Origin of the sequence: Gimibacter soli (assembly GCF_028463845.1) — a bacterium.
Taxonomy (GTDB): domain Bacteria; phylum Pseudomonadota; class Alphaproteobacteria; order Sphingomonadales; family Kordiimonadaceae; genus Gimibacter; species Gimibacter soli.
The window spans coordinates 2,302,393-2,322,439 of the sequence record NZ_CP116805.1 but is presented as its reverse complement, the minus strand read 5'-3'; the positions used below and the strand labels follow the sequence as shown (position 1 = coordinate 2,322,439).

Annotated in this window: 23 protein-coding genes; 12 read left to right on the top strand and 11 right to left on the bottom strand. The window is 61.0% G+C overall.

Annotated features, from left to right (window positions below; genetic code table 11):
• Positions 1–7: 7 nt before the first annotated feature.
• Positions 8–1,195 (top strand): UDP-4-amino-4,6-dideoxy-N-acetyl-beta-L-altrosamine transaminase, encoded by a 1,188-nt coding sequence (pseC, locus tag PH603_RS10895; protein ID WP_289502559.1) that lies wholly within the window; start codon positions 8–10, stop codon positions 1,193–1,195.
• 103 nt (positions 1,196–1,298) lie between these two features.
• Here pseC and PH603_RS10890 read toward each other — a convergent pair whose 3' ends face one another.
• The 4 genes from PH603_RS10890 to PH603_RS10875 all read right to left on the bottom strand — a co-directional run bounded on the left by PH603_RS10890 (position 1,299) and on the right by PH603_RS10875 (position 4,711).
• Positions 1,299–2,129, bottom strand: a complete 831-nt coding sequence (locus tag PH603_RS10890; RefSeq protein WP_289502558.1) for a flagellin — start codon at positions 2,127–2,129, stop codon at positions 1,299–1,301.
• Positions 2,130–2,756: 627 nt separating this feature from the next.
• Complete coding sequence (locus PH603_RS10885) at positions 2,757–3,227, bottom strand: hypothetical protein (RefSeq protein WP_289502557.1); 471 nt, start codon at positions 3,225–3,227, stop codon at positions 2,757–2,759.
• Between the two features lie 3 nt (positions 3,228–3,230).
• Positions 3,231–3,587: a rod-binding protein gene (locus tag PH603_RS10880; RefSeq protein WP_289502556.1), complete on the bottom strand. Its 357-nt coding sequence runs from the start codon at positions 3,585–3,587 to the stop codon at positions 3,231–3,233.
• A gap of 2 nt (positions 3,588–3,589) precedes the next feature.
• The gene (locus PH603_RS10875; RefSeq protein ID WP_289502555.1) at positions 3,590–4,711 is read right to left on the bottom strand and encodes a flagellar basal body P-ring protein FlgI; all 1,122 of its coding nucleotides are present in this window, start codon (positions 4,709–4,711) and stop codon (positions 3,590–3,592) included.
• 245 nt (positions 4,712–4,956) lie between these two features.
• Between PH603_RS10875 and PH603_RS10870 the strand changes: the two genes are divergently transcribed.
• On the top strand, positions 4,957–5,376 hold the full coding sequence (locus PH603_RS10870; protein WP_289502554.1) for a flagellar assembly protein FliX: 420 nt from the start codon (positions 4,957–4,959) through the stop codon (positions 5,374–5,376).
• Positions 5,377–5,584: 208 nt separating this feature from the next.
• On the top strand, positions 5,585–6,016 hold the full coding sequence (gene dksA / locus PH603_RS10865) for an RNA polymerase-binding protein DksA (protein ID WP_289502553.1): 432 nt from the start codon (positions 5,585–5,587) through the stop codon (positions 6,014–6,016).
• Between the two features lie 59 nt (positions 6,017–6,075).
• Here dksA and PH603_RS10860 read toward each other — a convergent pair whose 3' ends face one another.
• The 6 genes from PH603_RS10860 to PH603_RS10835 all read right to left on the bottom strand — a co-directional run bounded on the left by PH603_RS10860 (position 6,076) and on the right by PH603_RS10835 (position 10,568).
• Positions 6,076–6,762 (bottom strand): HPP family protein, encoded by a 687-nt coding sequence (locus PH603_RS10860; protein WP_289502552.1) that lies wholly within the window; start codon positions 6,760–6,762, stop codon positions 6,076–6,078.
• A gap of 2 nt (positions 6,763–6,764) precedes the next feature.
• Positions 6,765–7,229, bottom strand: a complete 465-nt coding sequence (locus PH603_RS10855) for a GNAT family N-acetyltransferase (RefSeq protein ID WP_289502551.1) — start codon at positions 7,227–7,229, stop codon at positions 6,765–6,767.
• A gap of 215 nt (positions 7,230–7,444) precedes the next feature.
• Positions 7,445–8,215: a flagellar basal body L-ring protein FlgH gene (flgH, locus tag PH603_RS10850; RefSeq protein ID WP_289502550.1), complete on the bottom strand. Its 771-nt coding sequence runs from the start codon at positions 8,213–8,215 to the stop codon at positions 7,445–7,447.
• Between the two features lie 41 nt (positions 8,216–8,256).
• On the bottom strand, positions 8,257–8,991 hold the full coding sequence (gene flgA / locus PH603_RS10845; RefSeq protein ID WP_289502549.1) for a flagellar basal body P-ring formation chaperone FlgA: 735 nt from the start codon (positions 8,989–8,991) through the stop codon (positions 8,257–8,259).
• 12 nt (positions 8,992–9,003) lie between these two features.
• Positions 9,004–9,789 (bottom strand): flagellar basal-body rod protein FlgG, encoded by a 786-nt coding sequence (gene flgG / locus PH603_RS10840; RefSeq protein WP_289502548.1) that lies wholly within the window; start codon positions 9,787–9,789, stop codon positions 9,004–9,006.
• Positions 9,790–9,821: 32 nt separating this feature from the next.
• Positions 9,822–10,568: a flagellar hook-basal body complex protein gene (locus tag PH603_RS10835; RefSeq protein ID WP_289502547.1), complete on the bottom strand. Its 747-nt coding sequence runs from the start codon at positions 10,566–10,568 to the stop codon at positions 9,822–9,824.
• 343 nt (positions 10,569–10,911) lie between these two features.
• Between PH603_RS10835 and PH603_RS10830 the strand changes: the two genes are divergently transcribed.
• The 8 genes from PH603_RS10830 to PH603_RS10795 all read left to right on the top strand — a co-directional run bounded on the left by PH603_RS10830 (position 10,912) and on the right by PH603_RS10795 (position 18,934).
• Positions 10,912–11,499 carry a flagellar basal body-associated FliL family protein gene (locus tag PH603_RS10830; protein WP_289502546.1) on the top strand — a complete coding sequence of 196 codons (588 nt, stop codon included), beginning with the start codon at positions 10,912–10,914 and terminating at the stop codon, positions 11,497–11,499.
• Between the two features lie 53 nt (positions 11,500–11,552).
• Positions 11,553–12,692, top strand: coding sequence for a flagellar motor switch protein FliM (gene fliM / locus PH603_RS10825; RefSeq protein WP_289502545.1), 1,140 nt, complete (start codon positions 11,553–11,555; stop codon positions 12,690–12,692).
• A 15-nt stretch (positions 12,693–12,707) separates the two neighbouring features.
• Positions 12,708–13,133, top strand: a complete 426-nt coding sequence (locus PH603_RS10820) for a DUF6468 domain-containing protein (protein ID WP_289502544.1) — start codon at positions 12,708–12,710, stop codon at positions 13,131–13,133.
• Positions 13,134–13,160: 27 nt separating this feature from the next.
• A complete protein-coding gene (locus PH603_RS10815) occupies positions 13,161–13,877 on the top strand; it encodes a MotE family protein (protein ID WP_289502543.1) in 717 nt (238 codons plus the stop codon).
• Positions 13,878–13,940: 63 nt separating this feature from the next.
• Entirely contained in the window at positions 13,941–14,597 is a 657-nt protein-coding gene (locus PH603_RS10810) for a protein phosphatase CheZ (RefSeq protein ID WP_289502542.1), read from the top strand.
• A gap of 32 nt (positions 14,598–14,629) precedes the next feature.
• Positions 14,630–15,319 (top strand): hypothetical protein, encoded by a 690-nt coding sequence (locus PH603_RS10805; RefSeq protein ID WP_289502541.1) that lies wholly within the window; start codon positions 14,630–14,632, stop codon positions 15,317–15,319.
• Positions 15,319–16,056 (top strand): OmpA/MotB family protein, encoded by a 738-nt coding sequence (locus PH603_RS10800; protein ID WP_289502540.1) that lies wholly within the window; start codon positions 15,319–15,321, stop codon positions 16,054–16,056. Before PH603_RS10805 ends, PH603_RS10800 begins: the two co-directional genes overlap by 1 nt.
• Positions 16,043–18,934: a tetratricopeptide repeat protein gene (locus PH603_RS10795; RefSeq protein WP_289502539.1), complete on the top strand. Its 2,892-nt coding sequence runs from the start codon at positions 16,043–16,045 to the stop codon at positions 18,932–18,934. The genes PH603_RS10800 and PH603_RS10795 overlap by 14 nt, the downstream gene beginning before the upstream one ends.
• Positions 18,935–18,946: 12 nt before the next feature.
• Here the strand turns inward: PH603_RS10795 and PH603_RS10790 are convergent, their stop codons facing one another.
• On the bottom strand, positions 18,947–19,606 hold the full coding sequence (locus PH603_RS10790; RefSeq protein ID WP_289502538.1) for a cyclase family protein: 660 nt from the start codon (positions 19,604–19,606) through the stop codon (positions 18,947–18,949).
• 164 nt (positions 19,607–19,770) lie between these two features.
• On the opposite strand from PH603_RS10790, the gene PH603_RS10785 reads away from it, so the two are divergent.
• The gene (locus PH603_RS10785; RefSeq protein WP_289502537.1) at positions 19,771–20,046 is read left to right on the top strand and encodes a BufA1 family periplasmic bufferin-type metallophore; all 276 of its coding nucleotides are present in this window, start codon (positions 19,771–19,773) and stop codon (positions 20,044–20,046) included.
• Position 20,047 lies beyond the last annotated feature (1 nt).

The following is a 20,047-nucleotide window of genomic DNA, read 5'->3' as shown; positions in this document are numbered from 1 at the left end:
GGCCAACATGCCTGCAGACTTTCTCCCTTATGGCCGCCACTCCATCGATGAAGACGATATCGCGGCAGTGGCAGAGGTTCTGCGTGGGTCCATGCTTACCGGTGGCCCCAAGGTCGCCGAGTTTGAGCGTGCGTTTGCGGCGCGCGTCGGTGCGAAAGAGGCTGTTGCCTGTTCGAACGGCACAACAGCCTTGCACCTTGCCTGCATCGCAGCGGGCCTCAGGGAGGGTGACCGGGCGATTGTGCCGAGCGTCACGTTCCTTTCCACGGCCAACGCCGTGCGCATGTGTGGCGCCGAAGTGGTGTTTGCCGATGTTGATCCCGATACCGGCCTTCTGACGCCTGCAAGCTTGCGCACGGCCTTCGCTGGGGCGAATGGCCCGGTGAAGGCTGTGCTGCCTGTCCATCTCAATGGCCAGATTGCCGATATGGAGGAGATCGCTGCGATTGCAAGGCAAGCAGGTGCCGCCATCATCACAGATTGTGCCCATGCCATTGGGGCCGAGTATGCTGAACGCGGCACGCCCGGTGACGGCCAGTGGGAAGATCTTGCCTGTTTCTCGCTGCACCCGGTGAAAACCATCGCGATGGGCGAGGGGGGCGTGGTCACGACGAACGATGCGAGCGTTGCCGCGCGCCTGCGCCGGCTGCGCGGGCATGACATGCGCCGGGGCGAGGGCGGCTGGCTGGCTGCTGATCTCGCACTCGATGAAGGCGGCGAAGCCAACCCGTGGTTCTATGAAATGCAGGAACTTGGCTACAATTACCGCGCTACCGATTTTCAGTGTGCGCTGGGGCTTTCGCAGCTCGGCAAGCTTGACCGGTTTATCGCCGCCCGTCGCGCCATCGCTGACCGCTATGACGCGCTCCTGAAGCCGCATGACAATCTGTTGCGGCCGATCCCGCGGATGCCGGGCCAATCTGCCTGGCACCTATATCCTGTCCTCATCGATTATGAGGCCCTAGGCACCACGCGTGCCCGGCTGATGCGGGCACTGGTGGCAGAAGGGATCGGAACGCAGGTCCATTATATCCCGGTACACTGGCAACCCTATTACAGGGCTCGCTATGGCGAGCAGGATTTGCCGGGTGCTGCGGCTTACTATCGCCGGGCGCTGAGCCTGCCGATCTTCCCTGCATTGCCCGAGGATGGGCCGGAGCGCGTGGTTGAGGCACTTGTTCGCCTGCTCGGCTGACTTTTCCCGTTGAAGATGCCCCGTAAAAGCGAGCGCCCCCGATCTTCTGACCGGAGGCGCGGCGGGCGAAACGTATGTGCCGTGGCCCGTGGGCCAGTTCGGCTTAACCCTGGAACAGCGACAGGATCTGCTGCGGCGACTGGTTGGCGATCGAAAGCGCCTGAATACCCAGCTGCTGCTTGACCTGCAAGGCCTGCAAGTTCGCACTTTCCTTCGCCATATCCGCGTCGACAAGATTGCCGATACCCACCTCGATCACGTCTGAAAGCGTGCCGGCGAAGATGCGGTTTTGTTCAAGTGCCTTGGCGCCCGAGCCGAGACGGGTCAGAACGGAGTTCAGGTTGTTGATTGCCTGACCTACTTCGGTCACAGCAAGTGCTGCGTCGGAAAGGGTGCTGATTTCCTGCGTGGCATCGATCGGGATCGCGCTCGAACCCAGCGTCAGGTTTTCGTGTGCCACGCTCAGCGTCTGTGTTGCGTCAGCATTGGTGATCGCCACAATCTGGTCGGTGCCGCCATCGATGATGTTGGTGCCGTTGAACGAGGCGTTGTCGACAATCGTGCTGATCTGGTCGCGCAGGGCACGGAAGTCTTGCGTCAGGGCCTGACGGCTTGTTGAATCGAGGCCCTGGTCGGCGGCGGCCACGGCCTTTTCCTTCATTTCAAGGAGCAGGTCGGAGATGGCGTTCGCGGCGGCAAGGGCCACGTCGACGGTCGAGATGCCGCGGTCGAGCGACTGCTTCACGGCGTTCAGGCCGCGCAAGTCGCCGCGCAACTTTTGCGCGATCGAGAAGACCGCGGCGTTATCTTTTGCGGACGAAATTTTCAGGCCCGTGTTGATGTGGGTCTGGGTCGTATTCAGCGACCGGTTGGTATTGTCCAAGTTACGAAGTGCACTCAGCGCACTGGCGTTTACGTTAATTGAGAAGGCCATTTAACCTCTCCTCCACTAGACGTTTCGAACCCGCCGACTTCTCGGCTTGCCTAGTGATCAGCAAGAGGTGTGCCAGTTTTTATAAAATTGATAATATAATGAAATATATAGATTATTTATTGATTTTGGTGTGCCCGTTGCACCGAGTTGTAGGGGTAAAAGATGCCATGTGGCAGGGGTGGAAACGGGCAGATTCTGCTGCGATGGGAAGCACTTCGGGGGCGAGGGTGGGCGATTGTTGCCCGCTTTCCCTGTCAAGGCTTGTTTCTGTGGTCCCGTTTGCGCCTCTTTGCAGGGCGTTTGGGGGCGTTATCGCTGCACGCGTAGGACGAGGTCGGCACGATTGGCCAGGTGCGCAGCGTGAGATAGGGGTAAGGGACAAGGAGCAGCGGATTCTGCTGCGTCATCGGGATGCTGGTGGCAGAGCCAGATTGAATGCCGACTCCGTGGTGCACAGGAAAGAATGAGCCCTGACGGGCATCATTTTCACGGGCACTCAGAATCTCTTCAAGCATGGGCTGGAACCGGGCTGGACTGGCGGCGCGGATCGCGCCACCGGGTTTTTCGGTTTCGGTATGCGGCCAGGAAACCGGAGACGGAGGCAAGGGAGCCGCCGGCCGCACGGGGTCAGATCGTCTGGTTGATGGCGATTGACGTCGGGCGGGCGATAGATGTGGGGCGTGCGGCGGCATTACGGCCGTACGCTGCGACCGGCCGGTTCTGACGGGCAATCTCTTCACCAACCGAACGGACGATGCCTTCAGTGACGGCCTTCAGGCGCAGCACGATCCGGGCATGCTCCTTCAGTGTTTCGCGGAAACCATCGGTGATCGCGCGGATATATTGCCGCTGCGGCGAGTCAGGCGCACCGAGCAGATGCTGGTTGGTTTGCAGCTTGCCGAGCGTGTCGCGATATTCTGAAATCAGGCGGGACTTTTCGCCGTGCAGGCTCTGCGCGATTTCGGGGCGGTGCTGGTGCAGGAATTCCGTTTCGCGGCGGAACAGGTCACCCAGCTGGCGGGTCAGGTCCACAAGCTTGGCGGCGTGGCCGGTAACGATCGGCGCCTCGGGGGCGGTTTCAAGCGTGTCGCGCGGCATGGATCAGGCCTCCTGCAGTTTCAAGAGTTGGGTATAGACATTGTCGGCAATGCCGAAGCCGCCGCGATGGGCGACCGACTTGCCGACTTCATCAAGCATCAGCGAGCGATAAACCTCTTCCGACTGGCCACCGCCGAACATGCTGTCCGTGGAAAGGCCTTCGAAAATCGGGTTCAGCATCTGGGTGATGAAAACCGCTTCGAAATCTTCGGCAGCCTTGCGGGCGGCCTTCTTCTGGGCATCGGTCAGCGTGGAGCCCGGCTCCACCGTTGCAGCGCGCTTGGCAGCTTCGAGGCGTGCCTTGGAACGCTCGAACGATCCGATGTCGGTTTGGGGCAGGGTGAGGAGACCGCTATCCATGATTACATCACCTGAATTTCGGCTTGCATAGCGCCTGCGGCCTTGATCGCCTGCAGGATCGAGATCATGTCGCGCGGGCCAACGCCCAGGGCATTCAGGCCATCCACCAGCTGTTGCAGGCTGACCGATTCCTGAAGGATGCCAAGTTGCTTCGGCCCGGTTTCCGTCACGTCAACCTGCGTGCGCGGCACCACAGTCGTCTCGCCTTCGCCAAAGGCGTTGGGCTGCGAAACCACAGGCGTTTCGGAAATACGGATCGTAAGGTTGCCTTGCGCAATCGCGACCGAATTGATGCGAACCTCGGAGCCGAGCACGATGGTGCCGGTGCGTTCGTCGATCACGACCTTGGCGCGCTGATCCGGGGTTACCGAAAGCTGCTCGATTTCGGCCAGCAGTTCAACCAGCGGCAGCTTGTAGCCAACCGGGCGGTTCAGAAGCACGGTTGAAGGATCGGTGGCTTCGGCCAGCCGCTCGCCCATATGGGTATTGATGGCTGCGGCCATGCGGCGGGCGGTGGTCAGATCGGGGTTATGCAGCGCCAGATGCAGCTTGTTCAGGTCCGACAGCTGGAACGTGGTTTCGCGCTCGACAATCGCGCCGTTTGACACACGACCCGAGGTCGGCACGCCCTGCACGATGGTGGCTGCGTCGCCGCCGGCCGAGAAACCACCCACCGCCATGGCGCCCTGTGCGACGGCATAAACTTCACCGTCGGCGCCGAGAAGCGGGGTGACAAGCAGGGTGCCACCATTCAGGTCGCTCGCATCGCCCATCGAGGAAACGGTGACATCAATACGCGTGCCCTGGCGGGCAAAGGCCGGAAGGTTCGCCGTGACCATCACGGCGGCAACATTTTCCGGCTTCATGGTCACGCCCTTGGCGTTGATGCCCATGCGCTCCAGCATCGCGGCGATACTTTGCTGGGTGAAAGGAGAGTTCCGGACCGTATCGCCCGTGCCATTGAGGCCAACCACAAGGCCGTAACCGATCAGCTGGTTTTCGCGGATGCCCTCGACCGCCGCAATATCCTTGATGCGCGAAGCCGCAGCCACCGGCAGGGCAGGCAGCGCAAGGCTGCACAGGGCAGCAAGGATAATCGGCAGACGGGTGATCGAACGGGTCATTTCGGACTTCCTTCAAACAGGGCGCCACCCGGCGCTTCTTGCCGGGCTGAGGCTTCTTGGCAGCATATGATGCGAGAAGCATGCCAGACAGGCGCCTGTTGCCATATTCTTGGGCCGAGGGGTTGAAACGGCAGAGAAACCTATGTACGCCATGGGGGGATATGGCATAATGCCTCGCATGGGGAGGCTCACCAGCGTATCGGTTACGCATCCCCGTGCCATCGTATCAAGGCAGGTTCGGTCTCATGAAGATTTTTGGCCCAGGCCAGATCCAATCCAAGTCGATCCAGAAAACGTCGCGCCGTCGCAGTGCGGACGGATCGTCTTTTACGTCCGAGCTTGATGAAACAAGCCATACTTCAGGCGCCGCCCCGACACGGGGGGCATCCCCCATCGCGTCCCTTGACGTGCTTCTGAGCGTACAGGAAGTGCCGGACGCAACGGTGGGCCGCTCAAAAGGGCTGAAACGCGCCGACGAGATGCTCGAAATGCTTGAGGAGGTGCGGCGCGGCCTGCTTCTTGGGGCCATTCCGGAAGGCAATCTCCGCATCCTTGCAGACCTTGCACGGAATCAGCGTGGGCGGATCGCTGATCCGAAGCTCGCCGAAATTCTTGGTGACATCGAGCTGCGCGCTGAAGTCGAGCTCGCCAAGCTCGGCTTCTGAAATCCAGACATTACAGTCGCTTATCAGTTGTTTGTGCGCCGCAAAACGAAGCGCCAGCATTGCAATTTTATTACGTCTTGCTCGCCCTGCCTGAAATCATTATATAACCCGCGAGCCTCCGGGGGACAAAAGGAGGCTCCTTGTACGGCGGACAGCGGCCGGTCGCGGCCTCCTGCCCGTCAGGGAGTGCATTGTAGTGGGAGCGACTATGACCGAGACAATGACAGCGATCAAACTTCCGGAAGGCTATGTTCCGTCCCCGGATGAAGAGTTCATGAACCCGCAGCAGCTGGAATATTTCCGCCGCAAACTCCTCGCCTGGAAGGCCGATATTCTCCGCGAATCCGCAGAGACTCTTCAGAACCTGCAGCAGGACAATCTGCGCGAGCCCGATATTGCGGACCGTGCTTCCTCCGAAACCGATTGGTCGGTGGAGCTTCGGACCCGTGACCGCCAGCGCAAGCTGGTGTCGAAAATCGATTCTGCCCTGCGCCGGATCGAGGCTGGCGAATATGGTTATTGCGAAGTGACGGGCGATCCCATCAGCCTGCGCCGTCTGGATGCGCGTCCCATCGCCACCATGACGATCGAGGCACAGGAAGCGCACGAACGCGCCGAGAAAGTCCACCGCGACGAATAAGCGGTACGGATGCCGACGAAATGAAGAAGGGGACCTTGCGGGTCCCCTTTGTTTTTGCCTCAGATGCCACTGCCGCCCTCGAAGCGGTCGGGCTTTTGCGCTTGCGCCTCAATGATCCGGATGAGGCGGACGAGGTCATCACGGCCAACATCCAGCACCTCATCGTAATTCCTGAGGATTTCCTCGATGTCCTCTTCCGTCAGGTCATAGCCCGGCGTCGGCTCCGCAGGGGCGGCAGCGTGCGGGTAACGGTGTCCGGTCAGGTTGTTGAAGGCCCATGCGGCCGCAACAAGGATCGCGGTGTTGACAAATACAGGCATGAAGGCGAACGACCAGCCGAGGGTGGCCACGGCCGGTCCGCCAAGCACAACCATCGCGGCGACGGCACCGCCCGGCGGATGAAGGCAGCGAAGGGCACTCATCGCGCCGATCGCGGCGGCGATGGCGATGGCGGCAACAATTGCAGGGTCATCGGAGAGCGGCAGGCAGGCGAGGGCAACGAGCGCCGATATCGTGTTGCCGCCTATAACCGGCCATGGCCGCGCCATCGGGCTTGCCGGTACGGCAAACAGAAGCACGGAAGACGCGCCCATCGGGGCAATCAGCCACGGAAGGACACTATTGTCACCTTCAAGCCAGCGGGTCACAAATCCCGTTATCAGGATGCCAAGCAGCGCACCAAGCGAGGCACGCAACCAGCCCAGCCGCCCGACCGGCGACAGGGGGCGAAAAGTCAGCCTTGCCATGGTCACGCCTCTGGCTCTTCGAGGCGCCACACCATGGTGATGCAGTGCATGTCCGGCCCCCAGCCATCTTTGATGAAGCCGGCTTCCTCGGCCCCGAAGCGGGCGAAATAGGGCGCGGAATACTGGCTGGCGGCGATATGGATCAGGCTCGCCCCGGCTACGAGGGCCTGGCGTGCGGCCTCCGCCATCATCGCTTTCCCGATACCGAGCCGCTGCATCGTGGGGTCGATCAGGATCCAGTTCAGCGAGCGTGCATCGGCGTCCCGGTGCGGCATGGCGCCAAAAGCGCCAACGATACGGCCCTGATGAAGGCAAACCAGATACCCTTCAGGGGCCTCGCTTAGAAAGGCGGCATAGTCGGCCCGTTCGTTCGGGGCAAAGAAAGCAGGGCAATTGGCATCGAACAAGGCAAGGCAGGCATCGTTATCGTCTGGACCATAGGGCTTGAAGGCCGTTTCGGCTTTCATTTCATTATTCCCCTTATGTTTTGATTGTGGGGCAGCCTATGCGGACGGGCCTTTTGCGGCAAGCGAGGCAATGCAACTTCTGCTTAAGGCGCGCACAAGAAAAAAGGGCCGGTCGCCACGGAGGCGCCCGGCCACTGCAAATCTGCAGATAAGTTTGGCTTTAATTCGGTAAGAAGTACAATGCGTTCCTGGGTGTCAGAACCTCCTTTCAGTCATTAGAACGGGAAGATGATGTCATAGAGCTGCGTCCCGTAGCGGGGCTGCTGGACATCGGTGATCTGGCCCTTGCCGCCGTAGGAAATACGTGCCTCGGCGATCTGGGTGTGTTGGATGGTATTGCCGCTCGAAATATCTTCCGGGCGTACGATACCGGCGAGCAGGAGCTCGCGTTTCTCGAAATTGACGCGGACTTCCTGACGGCCCTGGATCACCAGGTTGCCGTTCGGCAGCACTTCGGTGACGATGGCGGCGACAGTCAGCGAAATGCTTTCGCTGCGGTCCACAGTCCCGGTGCCGGCGTAGGACGACGACGAATCTGCGGTCACAAGGTTGGAAGTGTCGGTCGCTGCACCCGCTGTGCCGCTGACTTGGCCGATGCCACGCCCGATAAGGGTTTCAAGGCCGAACATGTTGGGCAAGCCAGCACCTTCAGCGGTTGTGCGGCTGCGGGCGGTCGAGTTGCCGATCTTTGCCTGATCCTCGATATTGATCTCCACCGTCAGGATGTCGCCAACCTGTGCGGCGCGCTGGTCCTTGAAGAAGGCACGGGCACCGGTGCGCCACAGCGAATTCGCCTGATAGACCTGCGGTTCCTGGCTCGGCATCGGCAGGCTGATCGAGCGCTGCTGGGCGGGTGCGGCCACATTGGAAATCGGCGTCATTGCCGGTTCCTTCCCGATTTCGGACATGCGGTCCATCGCGCCGCATGCACCAAGCGCCAGCGCCATCAGCAGGGAGGCAGATTTCTTCAGAGGATAGCTTTTCATGTCACTCTCCTTGCCCGGCCGTTCGCCGGTTCACTCCAAACTCAACGGGATGCCAGAATGTGGGATTGCAGGGTCACGACCTCGACCGTGTCATCGCTGACGACGACCGCGTCGACCGTCTGGCGAGAGGCCAGGTTCATCACCCGGATAGTGTCGCCAACCCCGCCGTTTTCAAGCGCACGCCCCCCGGCCACGAGCCGCATGGCACCGCTTGTCAGTTTCATCGCAATGGTCGCCCCCTTGCGCACTGCAAGCGGGGTTTTCACGTCGACCGCGTTCAGAAGCTGGCCGGGCTGCAGCGGGCGACGAACCGTGCGGCCCACGAGCCGATCGACATCGTCGATCACATTGCTGCGCAGTGTCCGCATCGGGAACGAGGCCCAGCCGATATCGCTTTCACGGATCGTTTCGCCCGGCATCACGGCACGGGTCAGCACCGGCATGGCACGCATGTCTTCAAGCGAGCCGCGCAGGTCATACCGTTCCTTGCCGCCGCCTGCCTTGGGGACAAGCGCGATGGCGGTGAAGCGATCGCGACGCGCGGTCACATCCAGTGCCTCGAACGTCACGCCACCCGCCAGCGCATCGGCAACAACGATATCGCTGCCCTTGCCGAAGATGCGGACCTCCACGTCACCGCCGAAACGCGTCTCGATCTCGCTGGCGACAAGGGTGTCGAGCGTGGCAGCCATGGCCGGTGCCGAGAGCGCAGCCAGAAGGCTGGCGGCAAGAGCCATGCGAAGCGGACGGTGGGTCGGGTTGTGCCAGGTGGTCATTCTAGCCTCCTATCAGCGCAGGTTGTTGGTGGCGCTCATCATCTCGTCAGCGGCCTGGATGACTTTCGAGTTCATCTCGTAGCCGCGCTGAGCCGTGATCATGCCGGTGATTTCGCTGACCGGGTTCACGTTCGAATTCTCGAGATAGCCCTGGAGCACGGTGCCATAGCCTGGCTGGCCGGGGGTCGAGATGGCAGGGGCGCCCGAGGCTTGCGTTTCAACGAGCAGGTTGTTGCCGATGGCTTCAAGGCCGACCTCGTTCGGGAAGATCACGAGCTCGAGCTGGCCCAGAACCTGCGGGTTCGTCTGGCCCTGCAGTTTGGCCTGCACCTCGCCCTGTTCGTTCACCGTGATGTCGATATTGTCCTCGGGCACCGTGATGTTCGGCTGCACGATATAGCCCGAGGGCGTCACCAGCTGGCCGGTCTGGTCGATCTGGAACGATCCGGCGCGGGTATAGGCATCGGTGCCGTCTGGCATCTGGATGCGGAAATAGCCGCGGCCGTTGATCGCAAAGTCATACTGGTTGCCGGTGATCGACAGCGCGCCTTGCTCGGTGATGCGGTAGATGCCCGAGGCACGAACACCCACGCCCACCTGGATACCGCTCGGGACCGTGGTGCCGGCGTCCGAGGAGTTGGCGCCCACGCGCTCGATGTTCTGGTACAAGAGATCCTGGAACTCGGCGCGGGACCGTTTGAAGCCGGTCGTGTTCATGTTGGCGATGTTGTTCGAGATAACCTCGACATTGAGCTGTTGGGCCAACATGCCGGTTGCGGCGGTGCTCATGGCTTTCATTGGAACTTCCTTTCGGTGCTAAAGGGCGGCGCTTACTGGACCCGGGCGAGCCGGTCGAGCGCGTCCTTGCGCATGTCCTGGTAATCTTTTTCGAACTTGGCTGACTTCTCGTAGGCGTGAAGGACTTCCATCACCTCCATCATGGATTCGATGGGGTTGACGTTGGATTCTTCCACGGCCTTCGGGATCAGGGTGATGCGAGGCATATCATCCACAGGCATCGGCAAAGCGTTCGTCTCGTAAAGCGAGGAACCGCGCCGTTGCAGGGCCTGCTCATCGGTGAAGGCAGCAATCTGCAGCTTCGCGATGGGGCCGAGGTTGGTGGAAACCGAACCATCGGGGGCTATTGCGACCGAGGTGTAGCCATCGGGCATTTCAATCGTCGCGCCGCCATCATCAAGGAGTTTCTCGCCCGAGGTCAGGGCAAGCTCGCCGTCCGCATCAACCATCATGCGACCGTTGCGGGTATAAAGGGTGTCGCCATTCTGGGCCTGGACAGAAAAATACGCCTTGCCATCGATATAGATATCGAGGGGGTTTTCCGTCGGCACCATGCGACCGATTTCAAGATTGCGGATCACGCCGTGATCAAGCACATAGGCGATCTTGCCGCGTGTTGCGGCCTCGGCGCCGGGGGCGTCCATCAGATACTGGCTGAACGCAACCCTTTCTTTCTTGAAGGCGGTTGTCGACATGTTGGCCACGTTGTGGGCCGCGACGTCCATACGCCTTCTGAGAGCCATCCTGTGGGATAGGCTGATGTAGAGAGTGGAATCCATCGTCCTTCTCCAATGTACCGAATTCATGCCGTCTGACGCGGCTTTCTTTCGCCGTGGAATACGCATGAAGTGTGCCAGTCGAAAAAACTTATTTTTTTCAAAGGGATGATAAAATTTGGCTTTGGATGTGCGAGCCGCTTGGGAAAAGCTTGCCGTCGTTTTCTGCCGCCCGGCGGCAAGATCGGACCTGTGACGCCAATCCCGGCATGCGCAGGAATTTTTATTCAGGTTTTTCCGGTTTCACGGCTTGTTAACCGCGCAATAATAAAGATAAACTTCCCGATGAATACAGGCCCGGGGGAGGCAAGGCCCCCGCGCGTCCCGAAGACAAAGGCAGGCAGGCATGTCGGAAGAAGCTACAGGCATTGGTGATGAGGCGCTGACAGAGGGCCTGGAAAAGAAGAAGGTCAACGGCAAGGTTATCGTTCTTGGCGTTGCCGGCTTGGTTTTCCTGGTTTTTGCAGTCCTTGGCATCATGTCGCTTTTTGGGGGCGGGGAAGACCATCCTGAACCGACCGACGCGGAAAAGGCACAGGCCGAGCTTGACCGGATGGGTGAGGAACATGTTGCCGGGCGTGATGCATCGCATGCCGCATCGGAAGCAGCCGAAAACGAGCCTACGAAAATCCTGTTCCGGGATCTGGATCGCCGCACCTATAATCTGAAAACGGACGGCTCGGGTTCGAGCTTCCTGACCGTGACCATCTCGCTGGAGGTGGACCGTGAGAGCTTCCTTGCCGATTTGGACGCCAAGATGCCCCGCATTCTGGACGAGCTGAATATCTATATGCGGGAGCTGCGGCCTGAAGATCTGGACGGGGCGGCTGGCCTGTTCCGCCTGAAGGAAGAGCTTCTGATGCGCATCAACCAGGCGGTGGCGCCGACCCGTGTGAAAGATGTGCTGTTCCGCGAGTTTCTGATTCAGGGCTGATTCTTGCATGGATGCGCGCATAACCGTGCAGGCAAGCCCGAAAGGCAAAAGTGATGGCAGACGAACCGATCGATGACGAGGCAATGGCGGCCGAGTGGGAAGCCATGGCAGGCGGCGGTGGGGACGACGATCAGGATGCCATGGCCGCTGAATGGGAGGCCATGGCAGGCGGTGATGGCGCGGCCGAGGAAGAAGACGAGGACATGTCTGGCGCGGCGCCGGGTCGCGTGCTTGATCAGGATGAGATCGACAGTCTTCTCGGCTTTGACGGCGACGCTGACGCCGGCGAAACAACCGGTATCCATGCCCTGATCAACAGTGCGCTCGTTTCTTACGAGCGTCTGCCGATGATGGACATCATCTTCGACCGGATGGTTCGCATGATGTCCACAAGCCTTCGTAACTTCACCTCGGACAATATCGAGGTCTCGCTCGATAACATCACGTCAGTGCGGTTCGGGGATTATCTGAACTCGATCCCGCTGCCGGCCATGCTTGCCGTGTTCCGCGCCGAGGAGTGGGACAACTACGGTCTGATGACGATTGATTCGAGCCTGATCTATTCGATTGTGGACGTACTGCTTGGTGGTCGCCGCGGCACTGCCGCCATGCGGATTGAAGGCCGGCCTTACACCACGATTGAGCAGACGCTTGTCGAGCGGATGATTTCGGTGGTGCTGAAAGACATGTGCGGCGCCTTCGAGCCCCTGTCGCCTGTGAACTTTACCTTCGACCGGTTGGAAACCAACCCGCGCTTCGCCACTATCGCGCGGCCGCCAAACGCCGCGGTCCTGATCAAGCTGCGGGTTGACATGGAAGACCGCGGCGGTCGCCTTGAAGTGCTGTTCCCCTATGCGACGCTTGAACCCATCCGCGAACTGCTGCTTCAGCGCTTCATGGGGGAAAAATTCGGCCGGGATACCATCTGGGAAACCCACCTAGCGACCGAACTGTGGCGCGCCAATGTGGACCTGATGGCGATCATGGACGAAACCGAAATGTCGCTTGGTGAGGTCATGAACCTCCAGGTCGGGCAAACCGTGGTCTTTAACAAGACACCGCGCGATGAAATCGTGCTAAAATGCGGTGATGTTGCGATGGTCAGCGGCGCCATCGGGCGGGCTGGCCAGCATATGGCCGTGCAGGTGCGCCGGACGGCGGAACGCCTGCAGTCGGCGAATATGGAGGAGTAAGGGATGCTGCCTGAAATGGCTGGTTTGATCGTCGATGGTGTGCTGGCACTTCTCCTTGTGCTGGCGATTGTCAGTTGCTGGGTCGTTTATGCCCGGCTCGGCACCATCCGCGAAGGTCAGGCCGAGCTGAAGGCGCTGACCGACCGGCTGAACAATGCAGTGGTCGATGCCCAGCGTGGCATCGCCAACCTGAAGCATTCCGCACAGGAAATGGAAGGCAAGCTAGGCGGCGAAGTCCGCAAGGCGCGGGCACTTTCCGACGAGCTGAAGCTGATCACCGAGGCGGGCAACAATCTGGCAGACCGGATCGAGCGCGGCCTGACGGGCGGCAACACCCAGTCGGCTTCTGCCCCGCAAGCCGTGCCGGCTGAAGAGCCGGAAAAGGCAGCAGGCTCGCGGCAGCAGAAGGAAATCCTCGCAGCGCTCCGGGAAGCGCGCTGAGGCAGGAAATCAGGATCAGGCAGGCCAATGACCCCAATCTTCAATGAAAGCATCGACCAGGCACCAAGCGCCGAGATCGTGACACGGCGGCGGGTGCGCCTGTTTCCGCTGTTGATCGGTGTGGCTGGGCTCGCCCTCGTTGGCCGAACGGTTGATATCTACACGGGTGTTGACCTGATGTTTGCGGCAGCGCAAGCAGAAGAGCAGGAAACCACGGCCACGACGGAAGGTCAGGATGCCGCGACCGCTGAACATGCGGCTGACGCAGCGGCACCGGTCGCCGACACCGGGGCGCCTGCCATCATCGGGCTGCCGTCGAGCGAAGAGATGGAGCTTCTGAGCCAGCTACGCCAGCGCCGGCTGGAGCTCGACAAGCGCGCCCGCGAACTGGACGAGCAGGAAAAAACACTGCTCGCCTTCGAAAAGCGCATCGACGACAAGATCGGTCAGCTGAAAGTGCTGGAAGAGCAGGTAAAGAGCCATCTCAAGGTATTCGAGGATCAGGAAGCCGAACAGCTCGCGAGCATCGTGAAAGTCTATGAAACGATGCCGGCCAAAGAGGCGGCGCCGCGTTTCGAGATGCTGGGGCTTGAGACCCAGATGGATCTGGTGACGCGCATGAAGCCGCTGAAGGTCGCGGCCCTTATGGCGAAGATGTCGCCCGACGCAGCCTCGCGCCTGACAACCGAACTTGCGAATGTTGCACAGGCGCCAAATCTTGAGGATATTCAAGGCAATAATTGATTTGTTTCGAGTGTTGATTGAGCAGTTTCAGTATGTCGGCAGGCCCGGCCCCGGAGTTTCAGAATGACCAAAGAAGCCAAACCAGTCAGCCTTGAGAGCCGCGCGGAAGCCCTGCGCCAGGACCGGGGTGACAATGTCGCAATTGCCGAGATTTCGAGTGTCGTCGGCAGTCTGATGAGCGGCACGGTGGTCGATGACGAACTCGACGAGATCGCCACGGAGCTCCGCGAACTCACGCTTTTCATTGGCGCCGCAAAACATGTTCTTTCGGACCTTGGCCCAAAGAACCTCTCGAACCGTTCGATCCCCGATGCCGCCGAACAACTGGATGCGATCGTCGAGGCAACCGATGCCGCCGCCACGTCGATCATGGACGTGGCCGAAACGCTTGAGGGTATGGCGGAAGACACTGACGGCGATATCAGCGCCACGCTTGGCAATCTGGCGATCACGCTTTTCGAAGCCTCGAGCTTCCAGGATCTGACCGGCCAGCGCGTTACCAAGGTCGCGCGCATCCTGCAGCATATGGAAGAGCGCCTGAACAAGCTCGCCGACGCCATCGGCGACACGCATATCGAGGAAGCGGCGGCCGAAGCTGAAATTGAAAAGGATGATGAAGGCGTTGCCGTCAACGACAAAGACCTGCTGCACGGACCCCAGCTTGAAGGGCAGGGCAACAGCCAGGACGAGATCGACGCCATCCTTGCCATGTTCGACTGACCAAGGTCCACGGAGGAGAGCTCGTCCCGCCCATGTTGCATGACGACCATCATATCCGGCGCCAACCGCCGATTGACGGTACAATGGGGCTGTTCGTTTCGCTCTATCTGATCCTGCTTGCCTTTTTCATCGTGTTGAACGCCGTTTCCAATCATGCGCCTGCGAAGGCGGTGGAAACGATGGATAGCGTGAGCGGCACGTTTGCCGCCGCGTCCTCACCAGCCGTCCCGCCGGGCCTTGATCCGGCCGAGCAAACGGCGCCTGCTGATGATCTGCTGACCAATATCAAAGGCGAATTTTTTGCCGAGATGGCAATCGAGGGCCGCTTCACAGGTGCAGGTGGCCGCATCCTTGAGCTTGATATCCCGGTGGGGGCGCTGTTTTCAGGCGTGGACACAGAGGTGCGGTCCGATCGCAAGGCCTTCCTCGGCCGTATCCTTGCCATGCTGAAAGGGGCGTCTGCCCGCGAGCGCCAGCAGGTGCTTTTCCTGTTCGGTAACGGCGAAGCGGCTGTGACGCCGAAACTGACCCGTGGGCAAGAAATCGCGATCCGCCGGTCGGGTTCGCTCGCCCGTTTCCTGCGCGATGCCGGCCTTGAAGGTGGCACCTATGGCGCCGGCTTCGCGGCCCACGCCGATGATCGTATCTTGGTGGTGTTCCGGCCGACGCTGGCAAGTGGTGCCGATGTTGACCTTTCCGCCAGCGAAGGCGAGTTCCGCTGATGTTGCCAGAGGTAGGCCAGCAGGAACAATCGGTGCGCCGGGGCGGGGATGCTAGCTGGCTCCTGACCTTTGCCGACCTTCTGTCGCTGCTTCTCACCTTCTTCGTGCTGATCTATTCGATGAATTCGGTTCAATACGACAGTTGGCGGACGGTGGTCACGGCTTTCCAGCGCGAGTTCAATCCGACCCGAGCCATGGTGGAAACCGAAGAGTTCGATGCGCCCGAAAGCATGCGCCAGTCGCGGGCGCGCGGCGTAGGGCCGGGATACCTTCTGAGTATTCTGGAACGTGCAACGACCACAAGCGAGGCACTTGCGGGCTCAAAAGCCTATCGGATTGGCGACCGGGTGGTGCTTTCGGTGCCGGCGGACCGCCTGTTTGATGGCAAGACAGCCGATCTGCTGCCCGACGCAAGCACGGCTGCAGGGGATTTGGTTGCAACCTTCAGCCAGATCGCCAACCGCATCGTGATCGCGGCCCATACCGATCAGGAGCCGGTAAAAAGCGGGCTGTTCAGGTCCAACTGGGAACTTTCCATCGCGCGCAGCCAGATGGTTGCCGGGCTTCTCGCCTCGCGCGGTTATACGCGTCCAGTCGTCGCCGTCGGCTATGCCGATACAAGATTTAAAGAATTGGGGCAGACGTTGACCCTGCAGACGCGCTATGAATTGGCCGAACGGATCGATATCGTCTTCATTGACGAGGCAGGCGAACGGGGGCCGTATGACATTTTCTGAAGGCGTGCAAGGCAAGCTCCGGCAGATGCTCTGGGCCCTGCTTGTGCTCCTGAGCCTGCCTGTCATGGCGGTCGACTTCGGCACCATCGCCGTTCGCGTTGGTCAGCACACGGATTATAGTCGCGCTGTGTTCGATCTGCCGCGCGAGGTCCCGTATTCTGTTCGCACGGACGGTTCGACACTGACAATCCGGATCGAAGCCGGCTTCGACGCGGATCTCGGCGCGATCCGCCGGGGCGTGCTGCGCGGCATGGCCGCACCTTCCATCAGTCGTGACGGCGATATCACCACAGTTACCGTAACCATGCCGGCTGGTGCCGGCCCGCGGCACTTCCGCAGTGGCAGTTCAATCGTGCTGGATGTGATGGACGTGGCGCCGGCCTCTGTGGTTTCGGGCCAGTCAGTGGCACCTGCAAGTGCGGCCGAGCGCAATGCACCGAGCCGCCCGCAGCCCACACCGCCCGCAGAAACACCGCGGGAAGAACCTGCAACGACGCCGACACCTTCGACCGAAACCCCGGCGTTCGAGGGGCGCAGCGCCGATTACCCGCGCCTGCAACCCGCCTTCCGGGCGCTCGCTGAAGGTGGCGTGCAGCTCGCACTGCCGATCACGGCACCTGATGTAGGCCTTGCCTTCTTCAAGCGCTCGACTGAGGCCTGGCTGGTGGTGGACCGTCCGTTCGCGGTGGATGCCGACGCGCTCGTTCGCGGATCGCAAGGTGTGGTCACCTCGGTCGCCCGGGTCGATCATCCGGATGCAACGATCCTGCGTCTTGGCCTTGAGGGCGATCCGAGCCTTTCCGTGATGCGTGACGGGGCAGGCTGGCAGCTTTCCTTCAAGCCGCTGCGTACCGCACCCCGCTTCCCGCTGAAGCCGATCAAGCGAATCGACACGCCGGCAGGGCAGCAAATCTTCATCGCGTCTGGTGCCGCTGGCCGCCGCATTGCCGTTACCGATCCCTTGATCGGGGACGATCTGGTGATCGTGCCGCTGGTCGAAGGCGGGCAGGGGATGGCGGAAGCCTTCCGCTATACGGTCGCCGAGGTAGGTGAAACCGCACAAGGCATCGTCGTGGTGCCTTATTCGGATGAAGTCAGGGTCGAGCGCTTCCGGGACGGTGTCGCCGTCATGAGCGGTGACGCGCGCTATGCCGAAGGTGATGCGGCCCGCGATCAGGCCTTGCGGCGCCTCATTGATTTTAATGCGTGGCGGCAAGGAGAAGTGGAGGACTATTACGAGGTCCGCACACGTCTTCTCTATGCCCTATCGCTGCGCCCGACCGATGACCGCAACGAAGCCCGCTGGGATCTGGCCCGCTTCTATCTGGCGCATGGCCGGGCGACCGAGGCACTGGCCATCCTTGAAATGATGCTGGATGAAGACCCGGCGCTGAGCGGCAACGGCGAATATCTCGCCGTGCGCGGTGTCGCGAACGTCAAGAAGGGCCGCCTGCAAGCCGCGGACGCAGACCTAAGCAACGACAGTCTGACTGCCGAACAGGATGTGTCGCTCTGGAAAGTGCTTGTGGACGAAGGCCTGAACCGGCCCGAGCGTGCATTGGCCGATTACCGGCGCGGTGTTGATGTGCTCGGCCCCTATGACGACAGGGACAAGGCCGATATCCAGTTGGCGGTCATCCGCGCGGCGATGAAAACCGGGGATATGGACCTTGCCAAGCGGGAACTTGAACTGCTCGGCGGCGTCGCGCTGACCGACCGCCAGCTCTCTGAACGTGTTCTTCTTTCGGCGCGAATTGATGAACAGGAAGGCCGCGAAGAAGACGCTCTCATTGCATACGATAGCCTCGCCATGGCCCCCCAGCGCGGCATCGGCGCCGAGGCGCGTCATGTGCGTGCGGCCCATGATATCCGCAAGGGCATCCTCAGCGGCACCGAAGCGATCGAGACGCTGGAGCAGCTACGTTATGCGTGGCGCGGCAACGGGCTTGAGTTTGATCTGTTGAACGAGCTTGCAGACCTTTATTTCGCCGCCGGCCGCTATGAAGAAGGGCTGGAGCGACTGCGGGTCGGCGTCACCTATTTCCCGGATCGTGCCCGCGAGGCCCGCATGTCGGCCAAGATGAGCCAGGTTTTCCGTCGGCTTTATCTTGAAGGCGAAGCGGACCGGATGGACCCGGTGGCCGCCATCGGGCTTTTCTACAAATTCCGCGAGCTGACCCCGCTCGGCGCTGACGGCGACGCGATGATCCGCCGCCTCGCGGACCGTCTGGTGGCGCTGGACCTGATTGATCAGGCAGCGGAACTTCTGGAATATCAGGTGAAAGTGCGCACCGAAGGTGCTCCGCGCGCGGCCATCGCCTCGCGGCTTGCCAAGCTTTATCTTCTGAACAGCGACCCCGAGCGTGCCCTTGGCACCCTCCGGGCTACCCGCGAACCGCAGCTGCCTGTGGAGATCGAGCTTGACCGACGCCTCGTTGAAGCGCGCGCCCTGACCGAGCTTGGCCGCTATGAAGAAGCCGAAGTGCTGATCGAGGAAGACAATGACCGCGCTTCGAACCTCCTGAGGGCAGATATCTATTGGCAGTCGAAAGACTGGCCGAAGATGGTCGATGCTGGCCTGAAGCTTCTGGAAGGCAAGGGTACGGGCGGCGAACCGCTGGAGCCGGGTGACCGGGTTCAGCTTCTGCGCCTCGCCATTGCCATGACGTTTGATGAGAATAAAACGGGCCTTGCCGTGCTGCGCCGCCGCTTTGCCGAGGATATGAAGCAAGGCGAATTTTCAAACGCCTTCGCGCTCCTCACCGGCCCGCAGGACCTTTCAGGCGGCGAGATCAGTCAGATCGTCAGCCAGATCGCCAATGTCTCGAGCCTGCAATCCTTCCTGAAGGATTACCGGAACGATTTCTCGGGCGATTGAGACTTTCCGGGGTCAGAAAGTGGCGTAGGCGCGCACCGGGAAGGTGCCGACGCCTTCAAGCTTGATGGGCGCGGCGTGGAAGCTGAAGCCAGCGTCCGGCAGCCGGTCCAGCCCCGTCAGATGTTCCACTATCGGGATGCCGTCTCCAAGGAGGCGGCTGTGCACCGGTCGTGCATCGCTGCGGATATCATCCACATTGTGACTGTCGATCCCGACGAGCGCCACCCCCGCATCGGCGAGCGCGTTGGCAGCGTCTTCTGTCAGGAAGGGATGTTCGCTCTGGTAGGCGGGCGAGCCGAAATGGCGCGACCAGCCGGTGTGAAACAGCACCGCCATGCCCTTGATCCGGTGATCACGGAAAAGCGAAGCCTCGATGGCCTGCCACGGCTTGCAGGCGGGGATGCGGATCACAAGGCCGGGCAAGTGGCTGGTTTTCGCCAGCGCCAGGGCGGCAAGGTCTTCGCCGTCCGCATAACGGTGGAAGGGGCTGTCGATATAGGTGCCGCTGTTGCCGACAAGGGTCAGCTGGTCGATCTGGAATTCGGTGCCGGGGGCATAGTGACGGCGGCTGTCGGCGCGGTTCAGAAACTGACAGATATGCACCGGCGGCAGGCCGCGATAGGTGACAAGCCCATCCCGGATCGTGTGGCTGAGATCGACAAACTGGGGCAATGCTCTCTCCTCCCGGAAATGTTACCACGGCGCGACAAAGTGCGCGAACTGTCTCACCAACACGTGACAGTCTTATGATTTCACTTCGCGCCCTGCCGCTCGCAATATGAGCCCAGGCCGCACCAAGGGGGTACGGCCCAAGTCTGATGCAAGGGGAGATACCCATGAAAATGACCTCGATTGGCAAACTGGCCATGACCACCGCGGGTGCAGCCTTCGCTGTCTCGATGATCGTTGCCGGCCCGGTTGCCGCTGAAGGCAACAAGGGCAAGGAAAAATGCTACGGCGTGGTTGCCAAAGGCGCCAACGACTGCGGCACCGCCAGCCACAGCTGTGCCGGCCAGGCGAAAGAAGACCATGCCAAGGACGAGTGGATTTACGTTCCGGCAGGCATGTGCGAGCGTCTTGCCGGTGGCTCGACCGAAGCACCCAAGGCCTGAA